This window comes from Candidatus Latescibacterota bacterium, from assembly GCA_020633725.1.
Classification (GTDB): domain Bacteria; phylum Krumholzibacteriota; class Krumholzibacteriia; order JACNKJ01; family JACNKJ01; genus VGXI01.
This window is the reverse complement of sequence record JACKDC010000001.1, coordinates 342,473-358,023: the sequence shown is the minus strand read 5'-3', so window position 1 is coordinate 358,023 and position 15,551 is coordinate 342,473. Positions and strand designations below refer to the sequence as shown.

16 protein-coding genes and 1 riboswitch are annotated in these 15,551 nt (G+C 72.8%); of the genes, 6 read left to right on the top strand and 10 right to left on the bottom strand.

All coding sequences use genetic code 11. The features are described from left to right. Positions 1 to 24: 24 nt before the first annotated feature. The 9 genes from H6693_01575 to H6693_01535 all read right to left on the bottom strand — a co-directional run bounded on the left by H6693_01575 (position 25) and on the right by H6693_01535 (position 8,112). On the bottom strand, positions 25 to 1,035 hold the full coding sequence (locus H6693_01575; protein ID MCB9514863.1) for a flippase-like domain-containing protein: 1,011 nt from the start codon (positions 1,033 to 1,035) through the stop codon (positions 25 to 27). Next, the gene (locus H6693_01570; GenBank protein MCB9514862.1) at positions 1,032 to 2,171 is read right to left on the bottom strand and encodes a glycosyltransferase family 4 protein; all 1,140 of its coding nucleotides are present in this window, start codon (positions 2,169 to 2,171) and stop codon (positions 1,032 to 1,034) included. Before H6693_01570 ends, H6693_01575 begins: the two co-directional genes overlap by 4 nt. After that, positions 2,168 to 2,989, bottom strand: coding sequence for a class I SAM-dependent methyltransferase (locus H6693_01565; GenBank protein ID MCB9514861.1), 822 nt, complete (start codon positions 2,987 to 2,989; stop codon positions 2,168 to 2,170). Before H6693_01565 ends, H6693_01570 begins: the two co-directional genes overlap by 4 nt. Then, positions 2,986 to 3,420 carry a transcription antitermination factor NusB gene (gene nusB, locus H6693_01560; GenBank protein ID MCB9514860.1) on the bottom strand — a complete coding sequence of 145 codons (435 nt, stop codon included), beginning with the start codon at positions 3,418 to 3,420 and terminating at the stop codon, positions 2,986 to 2,988. The genes H6693_01565 and nusB overlap by 4 nt, the downstream gene beginning before the upstream one ends. Positions 3,421 to 3,422: 2 nt before the next feature. Next, positions 3,423 to 3,887, bottom strand: coding sequence for a 6,7-dimethyl-8-ribityllumazine synthase (locus H6693_01555; GenBank protein MCB9514859.1), 465 nt, complete (start codon positions 3,885 to 3,887; stop codon positions 3,423 to 3,425). A 78-nt stretch (positions 3,888 to 3,965) separates the two neighbouring features. Continuing rightward, the gene (locus tag H6693_01550) at positions 3,966 to 5,171 is read right to left on the bottom strand and encodes a bifunctional 3,4-dihydroxy-2-butanone-4-phosphate synthase/GTP cyclohydrolase II (GenBank protein ID MCB9514858.1); all 1,206 of its coding nucleotides are present in this window, start codon (positions 5,169 to 5,171) and stop codon (positions 3,966 to 3,968) included. Between the two features lie 24 nt (positions 5,172 to 5,195). Beyond that, the gene (locus H6693_01545) at positions 5,196 to 5,861 is read right to left on the bottom strand and encodes a riboflavin synthase (protein MCB9514857.1); all 666 of its coding nucleotides are present in this window, start codon (positions 5,859 to 5,861) and stop codon (positions 5,196 to 5,198) included. After that, positions 5,862 to 6,995, bottom strand: a complete 1,134-nt coding sequence (gene ribD, locus H6693_01540) for a bifunctional diaminohydroxyphosphoribosylaminopyrimidine deaminase/5-amino-6-(5-phosphoribosylamino)uracil reductase RibD (GenBank protein ID MCB9514856.1) — start codon at positions 6,993 to 6,995, stop codon at positions 5,862 to 5,864. A gap of 81 nt (positions 6,996 to 7,076) precedes the next feature. Further along, positions 7,077 to 7,220, bottom strand: a riboswitch (FMN riboswitch). An 82-nt stretch (positions 7,221 to 7,302) separates the two neighbouring features. Continuing rightward, the gene (locus tag H6693_01535; protein MCB9514855.1) at positions 7,303 to 8,112 is read right to left on the bottom strand and encodes a dienelactone hydrolase family protein; all 810 of its coding nucleotides are present in this window, start codon (positions 8,110 to 8,112) and stop codon (positions 7,303 to 7,305) included. Positions 8,113 to 8,293: 181 nt separating this feature from the next. Here H6693_01535 and H6693_01530 point away from each other — a divergent pair, with 181 nt between their 5' ends. The 6 genes from H6693_01530 to H6693_01505 all read left to right on the top strand — a co-directional run bounded on the left by H6693_01530 (position 8,294) and on the right by H6693_01505 (position 13,836). After that, positions 8,294 to 9,457 carry an efflux RND transporter periplasmic adaptor subunit gene (locus H6693_01530; protein ID MCB9514854.1) on the top strand — a complete coding sequence of 388 codons (1,164 nt, stop codon included), beginning with the start codon at positions 8,294 to 8,296 and terminating at the stop codon, positions 9,455 to 9,457. Between the two features lie 8 nt (positions 9,458 to 9,465). Then, on the top strand, positions 9,466 to 10,263 hold the full coding sequence (locus H6693_01525) for an ABC transporter ATP-binding protein (GenBank protein ID MCB9514853.1): 798 nt from the start codon (positions 9,466 to 9,468) through the stop codon (positions 10,261 to 10,263). A 1-nt stretch (position 10,264) separates the two neighbouring features. Further along, positions 10,265 to 11,485: an ABC transporter permease gene (locus H6693_01520; GenBank protein MCB9514852.1), complete on the top strand. Its 1,221-nt coding sequence runs from the start codon at positions 10,265 to 10,267 to the stop codon at positions 11,483 to 11,485. A 213-nt stretch (positions 11,486 to 11,698) separates the two neighbouring features. Then, positions 11,699 to 12,304 (top strand): hypothetical protein, encoded by a 606-nt coding sequence (locus H6693_01515; protein ID MCB9514851.1) that lies wholly within the window; start codon positions 11,699 to 11,701, stop codon positions 12,302 to 12,304. Between the two features lie 147 nt (positions 12,305 to 12,451). Continuing rightward, positions 12,452 to 12,703, top strand: a complete 252-nt coding sequence (locus tag H6693_01510) for a sulfurtransferase TusA family protein (protein MCB9514850.1) — start codon at positions 12,452 to 12,454, stop codon at positions 12,701 to 12,703. Further along, on the top strand, positions 12,703 to 13,836 hold the full coding sequence (locus tag H6693_01505) for a thiamine biosynthesis protein (protein ID MCB9514849.1): 1,134 nt from the start codon (positions 12,703 to 12,705) through the stop codon (positions 13,834 to 13,836). Before H6693_01510 ends, H6693_01505 begins: the two co-directional genes overlap by 1 nt. Here the strand turns inward: H6693_01505 and H6693_01500 are convergent. Further along, entirely contained in the window at positions 13,833 to 15,551 is a 1,719-nt protein-coding gene (locus H6693_01500) for a hypothetical protein (GenBank protein ID MCB9514848.1), read from the bottom strand. The two genes, H6693_01505 and H6693_01500, sit on opposite strands and share 4 nt — an antisense overlap.

Below are 15,551 nucleotides of genomic sequence, written 5' to 3'. Positions count from 1 at the left end.
GCGCGCAACCGCTTTTTCGGCCCGCTAGGAAGCCTCGCCGGGGCCCGAGGACGCCGGCCGGACGCCCCCGCCCCCCCGCCGCAGCAGGAAGAGCAGCCCCCCCACCAGGCTGACGGCGAGCATGAGCAGGTAGGCCAGGAACTCGATGGCCACGGCCCCCTCCCCGCTCACCCCCAGCGGCGCGAAGAGCGGCAGCGCCAGCCCCTCCCGCAGCCCCAGCCCGCCCAGGGTGATGGGCAGGGTCAGCGCGAACGCCAGCGGCGGGATGACCAGGAAGAAGTCTCCGGCCGCCGGGCAGGCGTCGCCCAGCAGCGACCGCCCCACGAGGTAGTGAACGGCCACCCGCAGCGCCTGCACGCCCAGGGAGAAGACGAAGAGCCGCAGCAGGAGCCCCCGCCGGCGCCGCACCCGGCGCAGCTGCTCGAGGATGTGCGCCGGCAGGCCGCCCGGCTTCAGCATCCCCCAGCGCTCCCCCAGCACGCGGAGGGGGCGAAAGAAGGGTCCCACCAGGAAGAGCAGCGCCAGCAGCAGGAAGAGAGCGCTGCCCAGCAGCACGCCGCGGGCCAGCGACGCCAGCTCCGACTCCGCGCCGAGACGCCAGGCCGCCGCCAGGGCCAGGGCGGCCAGCGCGCTGAGGCCGGTGATGCGGTCGGCCAGCGTGGCGGTGGCCGAGGCCACGGGGTCGCGCGCGGCGCGGCTGAGGTCCACGACCTTCACCACGTCGCCGCCCAGATTGCCGGGCATGAAGTTGTTGAAGAAGAGCCCGACCCAGTAGAGCTCGAGCAGCTTGCGCCCGCCCAGGGAGATGCCCAGCGCCTCCAGCAGCTGCCCCCACTGCCAGGCGCCGGCCAGCACGCTGAGGATGAACACCGCCAGCGCGCCCACCATGGGCAGGAGCCGCGCCTCGCCGAGCAGCGAGAGGGCCTGGCCCAGCGAAATCCGCGTGACGAGCAGCCAGAGCAGGACCGCCGTGAAGACCAGCTTCAGGACGAGCAGCAGGCGCTGCCGGCCGCGCTCGTCCGCGGCGGCGTTCACCGGGCGCCTCCGCGCCCCTCGTCGCGCAGCGCCTGCAGGAGGGCCTCGGCGTCGGCGGCGCTGCGATCCCAGTGGAAGCCGCGCGCGCGCACGGCCGCGGCCTCGCCCATGGCGGCGCGGCGGGACTCGTCGCGGAGCAGGGCCAGCGACGCCCTCGCCATGGCGTCCACGTCGCCGTAGGGGACGAGCACGCCGGTCACGCCGTCCTGCACGGACTCGCGCAGGCCCGGCGAGTTGGCCGCCACGCAGGGCACGCCGCAGGCGCCGGCCTCGATCACGGTGAGACCCCAGCCCTCCTTGGGGCTGGCATTCAGGAAGAGATGGCAGCGGTAGAGCAGGTCCACCATCGCCGGCAGGGGCAGATGGCCGTGGAAGGTCACGGCCCCGGTCACGCCCAGGCTCGACGCCAGGCGCTCCAGCGCGGGCAGCTCCGGCCCCCCGCCCACCATGTCGAGCCGCGCCGCGGGCTCCTCGGCGCGAACCTTCGCGAAGGCGCGCAGCACGAGGTCGGCGCCCTTGTAGCGGCGGAGGCGTCCCAGGTGGACGAGCCGCGGCGACGCGTCCCGCGGCGGCGGCGCGGCGAGATCGTAGGGCCCCGCGTCGAAGCCGCAGTGACTCACGGCGATGCGGGCTGGATCGAGACCGCGGCGGACCAGGTCGTCCTTGGTGCTCTCGCTGATGGCCAGCACACGGCTCGCGCGGTAGGCGGACGGTATCAGCAGCTCGGGCAGGAAGACGTAGGCCCCGAAGAGCGGGTTCGTCTCGCGGAACACGGTGGCGCCGAAGAGGTGCGGCACCACGAGCAGGTGCGGCAGGTCGCTGATCCAGGGCAGGAAGAAGGGGATCTTGTTGACGTCCTCCAGCAGCACGTCGAAGGACTCGCGTGCCAGCAGCCGGCGGGCGAGCCAGGCGAGGGCGTAGTTGGCGGTGAGGGGGCCGCCCGCGCGCAGCACCCGCAGCCCCGCGTAGCGCTCCTCGCGCGCGGCGCCGGGCCAACCCGCCGCCAGCAGGGTGACCGCGTGCCCCCGCGCGGCAAGACGCTCGAGGATCTCGTGCAGGTGCGTCTCGGCGCCGCCCGCCTCGGGGTTCTTGCGATCGCGCCAGTTGACGGCGAGGATGCGCAGCGGCGCGCTCACGCGGTCCGCGCCTTGCTTTCGGACGGTGTGACGGTGGCCGGCCGGCGCGCCACCACGCCCACCACCATGGCCGTGTACTGCCCCAGGCGGCGGTAGCGCTGACCGCGCTTGAACGCGTTCGCGAGCTGGCCCAGCACGGGAAAGGGCGGCGGGTACATCGGCAGGCGGAGTCCCAGCCTGCCGGCCGCGCGCCGCAGCACGCGATAGACGAGCCCGGGCTCCGGCCACGCACCGTAGCTGCAGATCCGCTCGAGGCCGAGGCCGTCGAGCAGGTGCTCCAGCTCGCGCGCGCTGAAGGAGCACTCCCAGCCCGCGAACCAGCGGTCCAGGGCGATGAGCAGGCGCTTCGCGGGCGTGTAGGGATGCCAGCGCTGGGGCACGTCCACCAGCAGGACGCCGCCCGGCGCGAGCACGCGCAGGTTCTCGCGCAGCAGCGGCAGCGGATCGCGGAAGTGCTCGAGGAGTCCCTGGTGGAAGACCGCGTCGAAGCTGCCGTCGGCGAAGGGGAGTTCGAGGGCGTTCCCGCGCAGGAGCCAGGGGGACGGCCCCTCGATCCGCAGCCGGCCCAGCGCCCGCCGCGTGGCGGCCAGCGCGGACTCGGAGTAGTCGAGCACCGTCACCCGCGCGCCGCGGGCGGCGAGAGCCAGCGAGTCGCGGCCGCTGCCGGCGCCCACTTCGAGCACGCGGGCGCCGTTCAGGTCGAGATGCCGCGCGAGCTCCTCGTGCAAGGCGCCCACGGCCTCGTAGACGTCCTCCACCGGCTGCGCGTCCCAGAAGCGATCCCAGTGCTCGCGGCGACTCTCCCGCCCCGGACTCACGCGCGACCGCCCTCGGCCAGCTCCCCTGGGCGCTCGTCGCTCAGCAGCGCGGCCAGCAGCCCGTTGGCGAAGCTCGCGCCCTCCTCGCTGTCGTACTTGCGGGCGAGTTCGACGGCCTCGTCGAGGATCACGCGCGCCGGCACCTCGGGGGCGTGGCGGCTCTCCGCCAGCGACTGGCGCAGGATGAGCCGCAGCAGCAGGCTCACCCGGTCGAGGTCCCAGTTCCGCAGGCGCTCGGACAGCGCCGCGTCGAGCGCGCGCTCGTCCGCGCGCACCCAGGTGACGAGCCGCCCCGCGTAGTCGCGGGTCTCGTCGGCGCTGCCCCGGCGGTCGGCCTGGTCGCGCAGCACGGCCCCCGGGTCCTTGCCCGGCGCCTCCAGCTCGTAGAGGCTCTGCAGGGCCAGTTCCCTGGCCTTTCGACGGCGGCCCACGGTCAGGCGCCGAGCTTGCGTCGCAGGTCGGCCAGCTCGATGGCGGCCAGCGCCGCCTCCCAGCCCTTGTTGCCGCCCTTGCTGCCGCTGCGCTCGATGGCCTGCTCGAGCGTGTCCGTGGTGAGGACGCCGAAGAGCGTCGGCACGCCGGTCTGCAGGCCCACCTGGGCCACGCCCTTCGCGGCCTCGGCGGCCACGAACTCGAAGTGCGGCGTCCCGCCGCGGATCACCGCGCCCAGGCAGATCACCGCGTCGTAGCGGCCGCTCTCGGCGGCCAGCTTGGCGGCGTAGGGCAGCTCGAAGCTGCCGGGCACCTTGATCTCGGTGATGGCCTCGTCGCTCGCGCCGTGGCGGCGCAGGCAGTCCCGGGCGCCGTCCACGAGCTTGTCCACCAGGAACGCGTTGAAGCGGCTCACCACCAGCGCCACGCGCAGCCCGTCGGCTCCCAGCTGACCTTCCAGAATCACGTCCCTACCTCCTGTGTCGCGCCAGGGTCACCGCCCCGGCCTCGCCGTTCAAGTGCAAAATGCCGTCGCCGCGATGTCCTAGAGCAAGTCCAGCAGGTGGCCGAGCTTCGCCTTCTTCGCGGCCAGGTAACGCTCGTTCTCGCCGCGCGGCGGCACCTCCAGGGGGAGACGCTCGACGATCTCGAGTCCGTAGGCCTCGAGCCCCACGATCTTGCGCGGGTTGTTGGTCAGCAGGCGGATGCGGCTGAGCCCCAGCTCCGCCAGGATCTGCGCGCCGATGCCGTAGTCGCGCAGGTCCGCCTTGAAGCCCAGGTGATGGTTGGCCTCCACCGTGTCCATCCCCTGCTCCTGCAGCCGGTAGGCGCGGAGCTTGTTGGCGAGGCCGATGCCGCGCCCCTCCTGGGTCATGTAGAGGAAGACGCCGTGGCCGTGCGCCTCGATGCGCTGCATGGCCAGATCGCGCTGCTCGCCGCAGTCGCAGCGGCGGCTGCCCAGGACGTCGCCCGTGAAGCACTGGCTGTGCACGCGCACCAGCGTGTCGGGCTCGGCCGCCGGATCGCCCTTGATCAGCGCGGCGTGCTGGCTGCCGTCCACCACGCTCTCGAAGAGCACGAGGCGGAACTCGCCGAGCCGCGTGGGCAGATCCACGCGCACCACTTCCTTCACCAGCCGCTCGCGGCTGTGCCGGTAGGCGATGAGCTCCTCGATGGTGATCAGCACCAGGTCGTGCGCCTGGCAGAAGCGCTCGAGATCCGGGCGGCGGGCCATGCTGCCGTCCTCGTTGAGGATCTCGCAGAGCATGCCGACGGGCCGCAGGCCGGCGAGGCGGGCCAGGTCGACGGCGGCCTCGGTGTGCCCGGCGCGGCGCAGGACGCCGCCGCCCACGGCGGCGAGCGGGAAGATGTGTCCGGGCCGCGCCAGGTCCTCGGCGCAGGTGCCGGGGTCGGCCAGGAGCCGCACCGTCAGCGCGCGGTCGGCCGTGCTGATGCCTGTGCTCGCGCCCTCGCGCGCGTCCACGCTCACCGTGAACGGCGTGTGCATGAGCGCGGTGTTGTTCTCCACCATGGGGTGCAGGTCGAGACGCTCGAGTAGAGGGCCGTCGGCCGGCGCGCAGATGAGCCCGCGGCCGTGCGTCGCGAAGAAGTTCACGGCCGCCGGCGTGACCTTCTCCGCGGCCATGATGAGATCGCCCTCGTTCTCGCGGTCCTGGTCGTCGACCACCACCACCATGCCGCCGGCGGCGATCACCGCGATGGCCTTCTCCACCCGACTGAAATCACGCATGCTGTCCTCGCTTGGTCGCGTCTGTCAGCGCTGGCCTTTGCCCTTGTTCAGGAATCCCTGCTCCATCAGCAGGCCCAGGAGGCGTCCGTCGCCGCCCTCGCCCTGCTGGATGTAGCGCTGCACGTACTTGCCGAGGAGATCCGTCTCCAGGTTCACCGCGTCGCCGGGCTTCAGCGCGCCGAGCGTGGTCTCGCCGAGCGTGTGCGGGATGAGGTAGATCTCGCAGCCGTCGTCCTCGAGCTCGGGGCCCACGGTGAGCGAGACGCCGTCCACCGCGATCGACCCCTTGGGGACGAGCTGTTCGAGCAGCTCGAGCTCCATGCTCAGGCGCAGCGTGGTCCAGCCGGGCTCCGGCGTGACGGCCTCCACCCGGCCCACGCCGTCCACGTGCCCGCTGACGAAGTGCCCCCCCAGCCGGCTCGTGGGCGTGAGCGCGCGCTCGAGGTTCACCGCGTCGCCCACCTTCAGCGCGCCGAGCGTGGTCGCGCGCAGGGTCTCGCCCATGGCGAAGACGCTGAAGCGGTCCCCGTCCAGCGCGGTGACGGTCTGGCAGGCTCCGGCGATGGCCACCGAATCCCCCAGCGCCAGGCCGCCGGCGAAGGGCGGCGCCGCGATCTCCAGGCGACGTCCCCCGGCCTCCGGCAGCGCGGCGGTGACACGGCCCAGGGTCTCCACGATCCCCGTGAACATTCAGGCCTCCTCGTCCGCGCCGGCCGGCGCCGGCGGCAGCAGGGTGATCTGCAGGTCTGCCCCCACGCTCCGCACCCGCTCCACGCGCAGGCCATCGCGCGCGGCGAGCTCGGTCCAGAGGGGACGTCCGTCGGCCGGCAACAGGCGCGGCGCCACGAAGAGCTCCCAGCGCTCCCAGAGGCCCGCCCGCAGGAAGGCCGACAGCAGCCGACCCCCGCCCTCGACGAGCAGGCTGTCGAGTTCCTCGTCCGCGGCGAGCTCGCGCAGCGCGGCGTCGAGGTCCAGGCCGCCGTCGCCGCGGGGCACGCCGCGCACGCGCCAGCCGGCCCGGCTGTGCGCCGGCGCCTCCACGCCCGCGGGCAAGAGCAGCAGCGGCTGACGGTCGGGGTAGCCGAGATCGGCGGGCGTGCGCAACGCCTCGCCGTCGAAGACCACCGGCCGGGGCGCCGCGGCCCCGGCGCTCTCGCTGTCGGGGAGCAGTCGGAGGTCGAAGCGCGGCCGGTCCAGCCGCGCCGTCTCGCCGCCCACCGCCACGCCCATGGCGCGCGCGCGCAGGCGATGCCCCTCGCGCCGCGCGGCCTCGCCCGTGATCCAGCGCGAGCTGCCGTCGGCGCGCGCCAGCAGGCCGTTCAGGCTGGCCGCGCTCTTCAGCGTGACCAGGGGACGTCCCGTGCGCTGCCGGTGCACGTAGGCGGGATTCTGCGCCGCGGCCTCCTCTGCCAGCAGGCCGCCCTCCACGGCCACGCCGGCCTCGGCCAGCAGGCGATGGCTCACGCCGCGCTCGCCGGGATTGGGGTCCTCCAGCGCGTAGACCACCCGCGCGATGCCCGCGGCGAGAATGGCCTCGGTGCAGGGCGGCGTGCGTCCGTGGCGGTGGCAGGGTTCGAGCGAGACGTAGAGCGTGGCGCCGCGGGGGTCCTCGGCGCAGGCGGCCAGCGCTTCGCGCTCGGCGTGCGGGCCGCCCAGGCGGGCGTGCCAGCCCTCGCCGATCACGCGGCCGTCCTTGACGAGCACCGCGCCCACGCGGGGGTTGGGTCGCAGGGCCACGCCGCCCCGGGCCGCCAGCTCCAGGCTGCGCAGCAGCCAGCGGCGGTCCTCGTCGCCCGGGCGGATGCTGTTCGCGTTCGCGCTCACGGTTCCCCCCCTCGCCCCGGATACGAAAACACCGGGGCGGGACCCCGGGGCATGGGAGGACGCGGACGCACGGTGGCGCCTGACAGCCTTCTCCCATCCGGACTGTGACCGTCGGCCCCGGAATCGCACCGGATCTGCGGCTCGCGCCGCTCGCGGGCTTCGGCGCCCGGATCCCGGGTCGCCGTCACCGCCGGTGGGGAATTCCACCCCGCCCCGAAGGCTGGCCCCAATAAACGGCAGGGCCTCACGGCTGTCAAGCAAGCCGCGCGCCGCCGCGGGACCGCTCGCCCGAACGACCCCCGTGTTCCTAGTCGAAGATCTCCTCGAACAGCGCCCGCATGGCCTCCCACGAGCGCCGGTCCGCCGCCGCGTCGTAGGCCGCGCCGGCCGAGGTGTCGTCGCCGGCCTCGCGCTGCGTGAAGGCGTGCACCGCGCCCGAGTAGACGACCACCTGGTAGTCGATGTGGCCGGCCTCCATCTCGTCCACGAAGCGCTGCAGGTCGCTGAGCTTCGCGTAGGGGTCGATCGCTCCCTGGCAGACCAGCACCTTCGCCTTGATGTTGCGCGCCGAGGCCGGGTCCGGGTTCGAGAGCCCGCCGTGGAAGCTCACCGCGCCGGCGATGTCCGCGCCCGAGCGCGCCAGCTCCAGCGCGCCGGTCCCGCCGAAGCAGTAGCCGACCACCGCGATCCGCGCGGGGTCGACCCGCGGGTCGCGCCGCAGCTGATCCAGCGCGGCGGCCAGCCGCGTGCGGTAGAGCGCCCGGTCGTTCATGTACTTGCCGGACTCCTGCGCCGCCGCGCCGCGGTCGGCGGGCCGCACGTCCTTGCCGTAGATGTCCGCGGCGAAGGCGACGTACCCAAGCTCCGCGAGCATCCGCGAGCGCATGCGCTCGTTGTCGGTGAGCCCCATCCACTGGTGCACGACGAGCACGCCCGGCCGCGGGCCGGTCTGCGCGTCGTCGTAGGCCAGAAAGCCCTCCAGGGCCGTGTCGCCCTGGCTGTAGTCCACCGTCTGGGTGACGATCGCGGCGCTCACCGCCGCCCCTCCCCCGAGCCCCAGTAGCGCCAGGACGGCCAGCAGCGCCGCGAGGGCGCCGTGAAACAGCTTGATCCGCATGGTTTCCTCCGTCGGCTCATGGTCGCGGGACTCTAGCGCAGGGGCGGGCGGGTCACAAGGGGAAGGGATGCCGCCTTTTTCGTCCGCCGGGTGTCGTGGGGTCGCCGGCGCGGAACGCGAGCGCTCGAGCGGCGTTCATGCCGCGCCGGGCATCCCCTGGCTGGGCACCCAAGGAGGAGCGATGCGTGGACGACGACTGTGGTGGCTGCTGGTCCTCGTCGTGATCGGCGCGGGCCTCGTGGGCTGGCGACTGCGGGCGGACGGCGACAGCGCGCCGCGCTACCGCAGCGAGCCGCTGGGTCGCGGCGACGTGGAGGTCAGGGTCGCGGCCACCGGCACCTTGAATCCCGTGACCACCGTTCAGGTGGGCAGCCAGGTGAGCGGGACCATCGCGGCGCTCTACGCCGACTACAACGACCGCGTGCGCGAGGGACAGAAGCTGGCCCAGCTCGACCCGACCTTCCTCGCCGCCCAGGTCGCCCAGAACCGCGCGGACCTCCAGCGCGCCCAGGTGGAGCTGCGCCAGGCGCTGCGGGACAGTTCCCGCACGGCGCCCCTGGCGGCGGAGGGGCTCGTCGCCCAGGCGGACCTCGACGCCTCCCTCACCGCGGTGGACGCCGCCCGCGCCGGCGTGGACGCCGCCCGCGCCGCCCTCGACCGCGCCGCCACCAACCTCCGCTACGCCACGATCGAGTCGCCCATCGACGGGGTCGTGGTCTCGCGGGACGTCGACGTGGGCCAGACCGTGGCGGCCTCGCTGTCGGCGCCCACGCTCTTCACCATCGCCCAGGACCTCACCCAGATGCAGCTCGAAGCGGCCGTGGACGAGGCCGACATCGGCGCCGTGCGCGAAGGCCAGCCGGCAAGCTTCACCGTGGACGCCTACCCGACCCTCGCCTTCGAGGGCGTGGTGCACCAGATCCGCCTCGCGCCGGAGACCGTGTCCAACGTCGTCACCTACACCGTGGTGATCCGCGTGCAGAATCCCGAGCTCAAGCTGCTGCCCGGCATGACGGCCAACGTGAGCATCCTCGTGGACGCCGCCCGCGACGTGCTCCGCGTGCCCGCCATGGCGCTCCGCTTTCGTCCCGCCGGCGCGCCGCCCGCGAGCGCCGAGAACGGCCGCGGCGGCGCCACGCTCTACGGCCTCGGCCCCGACGGGACGCCGGAGCCGCTGCGCGTGAAGCCCGGCCTGAGCGACGGCACCTGGACCGCCGTCAGCGGCGACGGACTCGCCGAGGGCCTGCCCGTGCTGCTGTCCCTGGACCGCGGCGGCAAGGCGGGCGGAGCGAACGACACCGTGAACCCCTTCATGCCGCGCCCGCCCGGCGGCCGCTCGCGCTAGGGGGCGCCATGGCGACGCAGGAGAGTGCCGCGCGCGGGAACGTGGTGATCGCGCTCCGCGATCTGGTCAAGGTCTACGGCCGCGGCGCCAGCCAGGTGGCCGCGCTCCGCGGCGTCTCGCTGGACGTGCGCGCCGGCGAACTGGTGGCCATCATGGGCGCGTCGGGCAGCGGCAAGTCCACGCTGATGAACATCGTCGGCTGTCTCGACCGGCCCAGCGCGGGCAGCTACCTCCTCGACGGCGAGGACGTCAGCGCGCTCGGCCGCGACCGCCTGGCCGAGATCCGCAACCGGAAGATCGGCTTCGTCTTCCAGAGCTTCAACCTGCTCGCGCGCACCAGCGCACTGGAGAACGTCGCGCTGCCGCTGGTCTACAGCGCGGGCGGCGGGAAGCGGCTCGAGGAGCGGGCCCTGGCCTGCCTGGAGCAGGTGGGGCTGGCCGACCGGGCGCGGCACATCCCCAGCCAGCTCTCGGGCGGACAGCAGCAGCGCGTGGCCGTGGCCCGCGCGCTGGTCAACGATCCCGCCCTCTTACTCGCCGACGAGCCCACCGGCAACCTGGACACGCGCACGTCCGTGGAGGTGATGCAGGTCTTCCAGACGCTGAACCGCCGCGGCATGACGGTGGTGCTGATCACGCACGAGACCGACATCGCCGAGTACGCCGGCCGCGTGATCGTGCTCCGCGATGGCCTGGTGGTGGAGGACCACCGCATCGACCGGCCGCGCGACGCGGAGGAGGAGCTACGACACCTGCCCCCGGCCAGCGCGGTGGTGTTGCCTGGCCCCGGCGCGAGGAGGTTCTGAGATGCCGCGGCTCCTGCTGCTGCTCAAGGCCGCGCTGCGCTCGATCGCGCGCAACACGATGCGCTCGGCGCTCACCGTGCTCGGCATCGTCATCGGCGTGGGCGCCGTGATCGCGATGGTGGGCATCGGCGAGGGGGCCTCGAACCTGGTGCAGTCGCAGATCTCGGCCCTGGGCGACAACCTGATCAACGTCTTCCCCGGCTCCTTCGCCGGCGGCGGCCGGCACTTCGGCGCGGGCAGCAGCTCGACGCTCACCGAGGAGGACGCCGCGGCCATCGAGCAGCAGGTGCCCCTGGTCACGATGCTGAGCCCCGTCGCCCAGTCGGGCGGCATGGTCGTCTACGGCAACGAGAACTGGTCCACGAGCTTCCTGGGCGGCGACAGCGACTACTTCGACATCCGCAAGTGGCCCGTGGTCGAAGGCACGGGCTTCGGCGCGTCGGCCGTGCGCAGCACGGCCAAGGTCGCCGTGCTCGGCCGCACGGTGGCCGAGCAGCTCTTCCAGGGCGCGGACCCGGTGGGACAGATCGTGCGCATCAAGAAGATGCCCTTCACCGTGATCGGGGTGCTGGAGGAAAAGGGGCAGAACAGCTGGGGCCGCGACCAGGACGACGTGATCATCCTCCCCTACACCACCGTGATGAAGCGGCTCTCGGGGCAGACCAAGCTGTCCATGATCCTGGCCTCGGCGACGAGCGCGGACGACCTGGACGAGGCCGTGAGCGAGATCTCGGCGCTGCTGCGCCAGCGCCACCGCCTGCCGGCCGGCGTGGATGACGACTTCACGGTGCGCACGCAGCAGGACATCGCCAGCGTCATGGGCTCCACGTCGCGGGTGATGCGAATTCTGCTGGCCGCCATCGCCTCGGTGTCGCTGCTGGTGGGCGGCATCGGCATCATGAACATCATGCTGGTCTCGGTCACCGAGCGCACGCGCGAGATCGGCATCCGCATGGCCGTGGGCGCGAAGGGCTGGCACATCCTGATCCAGTTCCTCGCCGAGAGCGTGGTGCTCGCCTCGCTCGGCGGGCTGGCGGGGATCGGGCTCGGCGTCGTGGCGGCGAAGCTCGTGGCGCGTTTCGCGCACTGGCCGGTGCTGGTGCCGCCCGGGGCGGTGGTCGTCGCCTTCCTGTTCGCGGCCGCGGTGGGCGTGTTCTTCGGCTTCTGGCCGGCCCGCAAGGCATCGCTGCTGGATCCCATCGAGGCCCTGCGCTACGAGTGACCCGCCCCCGGGGGCGGGTGCCAAAGCTTCCCCCTCGCTGCCAGCTTGACCTCCCCCCCCCATCTCGGGGCATTATGGCGCAGGTCGAATCCGAATGGTCTGCGTTTGCCTTCAGGGGGGTGTGGCATGCCAAAGGTGTGGGGACTCCTTATCATTGCCGCTGTCAGCGTGTTCGCGGGGTGCACGCAGCGGCGAGTCGAAATCGGTGTCGCCGTGAGCGACAAGCAGAAGACCGACCTCGACTTCTATGCCTACACGACGCGGCTGCCCGCCGTCGCGCCCGAAGAGGTGCGGCTCGTGCTTGCGACCGTGGCCGACCTCGAACGGCGCATCGATCTCGAGATTCCCGAGAGCGTGTCCGTCTACCCGATCCTCATGCAAGACGAAGTCCCCTACCGCTACATTCACCCCGACCTGATCGGGCAGCTCGTGCCCGACTCGCCAGTCTCCCTGGAGGAGGACCTTGGACGGCCCTTCGTGCTGGGACGATTCGATCACATGCTGGCCTATGCGCCGAACTGGAAGGTCTACGAGGCTCCCAGTGCCGTGGCTGGAGTGCAGTGGGCCGACCTGGACGAGAGGTTGATGGACGTCGTGCGGGAGGGCATCCTGAGAATGCGCAACGATGCTGCCGCCTACGGCGCTCGCGCGGTGGTGGGCATCACCGTCACGGTGGCGGAAGGTCACAGCTCGAGCAGAACGGCCGCGGAGTACCTGGGGTTGCGGCTGCACGGCCGAGCCGTTGTCTTCGATCAGTCGGGGGAAGGCGTAAGGCAGCCCTCAGAGCCGCGACTGCTCAGTCCAACAGCTTCACGCTAGGGGTCGCGCCCGCCCTGAGTGCGGGCCTTCGGACCCCGTGCTCCGATTGCGCGGCGCGCGCCGCGGCGGCTCGCGTGCATTCTCGGCGAGAAGTGTTAAACTACTTCCGCGACACCTTCACGCCACCTTCACTCCGGGAGCAGCCCCATGAGCGAGACCCCCGCGCCCACGCGGCAGCTGGACACCCGCGGCACCTACTGTCCGCGCCCCGTCATCGACACCGACGCCGCCATGCGCCAGCTCGGCGCCGGCGAGGTGCTCGAGGTGCTCGCCGATGACGTGGGCGTCAAGCTGGACCTGCCCGCCTGGTGCCGCGCCCACCGCCAGCGCCTGCTGGAGGTCCGCGAGGAGGGCCGGCTGATCCGGGTGCTCATCATGAAGACGGGAGAGCGCGCCTGATGCCACCGATCCCCCGCCGCCTCAAGGAGGACGGCCGTCCGGTCAAGGCCATCGGCCTCATCTCGGGCGGCCTCGACAGCACCCTCGCCGCTCACGTGATCGCCGAACAGGGCGTCGAGGTGCTGGGCGTGAACTTCTCCACCGGGTTCTGCCGCAGCGATCACCATCGCGCGATGGGCGCCATGGGCAAGACGCAGGACGAGAAACGCCTGCGCAACGAGGCGCTGCGCGCCGGCGCCGATCTCGAGATCCCCGTGCGCATCGTCGACGTGTCCAGCGACTACATGGACGTCATCCTCAAGCCACGCCACGGCTACGGCGCGAACATGAACCCCTGCATCGACTGCCGGGGCTACATGCTGCGCGCCGCGCGCGCGATCATGGACGAGGAGGGCGCCGACTTCGTCTTCACCGGCGAGGTGCTGGGCCAGCGGCCCATGAGCCAGCACCTGCGGGCCATGCAGCTCATCGAGCGCGAGAGCGGCCTGGAGGGCCTGCTGCTGCGGCCGCTCTCCGCGCGGCTCCTGGCGCCCACGCTGCCGGAGCGGCACGGCTGGGTGGACCGCGAGCGCCTGCTGCGCCTGCAGGGACGCACGCGCAAGCCGCAGATGCGGCTGGCGGACGCGGCCGGACTGACGGACACGCCCGCCCCCGCCGGCGGCTGCTGCTACCTCACCGACGAGGTCTACGCCTCGCGTTTCGTCGACCTGCTCAGGCACCTGCCCGCGGACCAGCGCCCGACGCCGCGGGACGTCCTCCTGCTCAAGGTCGGACGCCACTTCCGGCTGACGCCGGGCCTCAAGATGGTGATCGGTCGCGACGAGCCCGAGAACAACTTCCTGCGCACCTTCTTCCCCGAGGGGCCCTTCGTCGAGGCGCCGGACGTGTCCGGGCCGCTGGCCTACGTCCACGTCCACCCGGGCGCGGCGCCGCCCGATCGCGCGCTGCGCGAGCGGATGGCGGCGATCGTGGCGCGCTACGGCAAGGGACGGGACGACGAGCGTCTGCGCGTGGACTACTGGCGGCCCGAGGGCGTGGAGGCGCTCGACGTGAAGCCCGTGCCCGATAGCGATCCGCTCGACGAGTACCGCATCGCCCGCAAGATCGACGCCCGCACGGCCCTGCGCCGCTAGCGCTGCTGGCCGCCCGCGCGCAGGGCGGCCTCGTAGTCCCTGAGCGCGGCCGCGGCGTCGCCCGGCGTGGTCTCCGCCTCCACCAGCTCGCGCAGGCGCTGGCCCACTGCGGCGGCGGTGGCGCCGTCGCCCGTCGCCAGCGCCAGCACGCCGCGGTCGTAGAGCAGATCGGGATCCTGCGGGTGCCGCGTCAGCATCACCTCCACCTCGCGAATCGCCCGGGGGAAGTAGTTCCACTGGAAGAGGAGCTGCGTGAAGCGGCGGCGGCCGAGTTCGCCTCGGCCCAGGTAGAGGAAGTCGCTGGTCCCCGTCAGCGCGTAGATCTCGCTGTTGACCCAGCTGGTGTCCGGGCTCGCCGCGCCGGGCAGGGCCTCCACCACGCGCCAGCTGCGCAGCTTGGGGAAGAAGACGGGCAGCACCCTGCCGCCGTAGAAGGCCTTGTCCACGGGGAAGAAGAGCATGCGCCGCGTGTTGGGTCCCTCCTCGAGCCCCACCGCGAGATCCACAGCCTCGCCCGGCACGGCCGCCACCACCAGCACGTCCCCCGCAGGCGCCTTCTCGGCCGCGCGGAGGGAGCGGACCGCGTCCTCGACGATCTTGCCGTAGCGCAGCATCGGATCGGCCTGCAGCTTGCCTTCGAGGAGCAGCGCCGCGCGCGCGTCCATGCGCCAGGCCGTCAGCCCCAGCAGCGCGAGCGGCACGGCGAAGCTCGCCAGCGCGAATCGCGCGGGCAGACGCTCCAGCCCCGCCGCGGCCAGCAGCCAGAGCGGCGCCAGCGGCAGGTAGAGGTAGTAGAGGTAGCTGTGACGCACCAGCGGCAGCACGGGCGCCAGGAGCAGCAGGGCCATCAGGCTGGCGCGCCCGATCCAGGGCGCCCACTCCCGCCAGCGATACCAGGCGAGGAAGGCCAGGAGTAGAGGGAGCGCGAGTCCCCATCGCCAGAGGGCCGGCTGGAACACCGGGGTGATGTCCGGGAAGGGCGTCCAGCAGCGGACGAGCCAGGCGCTGTAGGTGAACGCATTCCAGATCACGTTGAGCCCGTAGGCGGTGGCGTAGGGGTTATTCTCGGGCTTGCCGACGAAGGCGCCGCCGGTGTAGAGCAGTACGAGGCCCGGCGCGAAGGCGAGCATCGCGCGCAGGCGGCGCGCCCGCGACTCGCCCGGCAACAGCACGGCGGCCACCGGAAGCAGGAAGGCCGCCTCCTTGCTCAGGATCGCCGCCAGGTAGAAGACCAGCGCCAGCGACTCGCTCCACGCGCGCGCCGCCCCCCGGCGCAGCCAGGCCCAGAGCGCCGCCAGCGCGAAGGTGGCCATCATCACGTCCTGCACGCCGCTGATCCAGTGCAGGCTCGTGAAGGCCACCGGCGAGACGAGAAAGAGCAGCGCCGCGAGCGCCGCGCCGCGATCGCTCAGCCCCAGTCGCCCGGCCACGCGCCCCAGCAGCCACGCGTTCAGCGCGTGCAGCAGCAGGATGAGCACGTGATAGAGCGCGGCCCGCTCGCCGAAGAGCGCCCAGCAGACGCTGAAGAAGACGCGCACCGACAGCAGGCGCCGCGTGCCCATCGCCCAGGGTTCCACGCCCTTGGCGCGCAGGAGGAAGAGGAGGTCGTCGGTGCTGAAGAAGACGCGGAGCGCGCCCCAGTAGAGCCCGAGCGTCAGCGCCACGAGCAGCAGGGCGAAGAGCGCCTCGCGCCAGGCCCGCGCCCGCGCGTCCAT

Coding starts and splice junctions, on each gene's coding strand:
- H6693_01545 (MCB9514857.1), bottom strand. CDS start 5,861: ATGTTCACGGGGATCGTGGAGACCCTGGGCCGTGTCACCGCCGCGCTG.
- H6693_01505 (MCB9514849.1), top strand. CDS start 12,703: ATGCCACCGATCCCCCGCCGCCTCAAGGAGGACGGCCGTCCGGTCAAG.
- H6693_01500 (MCB9514848.1), bottom strand. CDS start 15,551: ATGGACGCGCGGGCGCGGGCCTGGCGCGAGGCGCTCTTCGCCCTGCTG.
- H6693_01530 (MCB9514854.1), top strand. CDS start 8,294: ATGCGTGGACGACGACTGTGGTGGCTGCTGGTCCTCGTCGTGATCGGC.
- H6693_01510 (MCB9514850.1), top strand. CDS start 12,452: ATGAGCGAGACCCCCGCGCCCACGCGGCAGCTGGACACCCGCGGCACC.
- H6693_01535 (MCB9514855.1), bottom strand. CDS start 8,112: ATGCGGATCAAGCTGTTTCACGGCGCCCTCGCGGCGCTGCTGGCCGTC.
- H6693_01520 (MCB9514852.1), top strand. CDS start 10,265: ATGCCGCGGCTCCTGCTGCTGCTCAAGGCCGCGCTGCGCTCGATCGCG.
- H6693_01550 (MCB9514858.1), bottom strand. CDS start 5,171: ATGCGTGATTTCAGTCGGGTGGAGAAGGCCATCGCGGTGATCGCCGCC.
- H6693_01525 (MCB9514853.1), top strand. CDS start 9,466: ATGGCGACGCAGGAGAGTGCCGCGCGCGGGAACGTGGTGATCGCGCTC.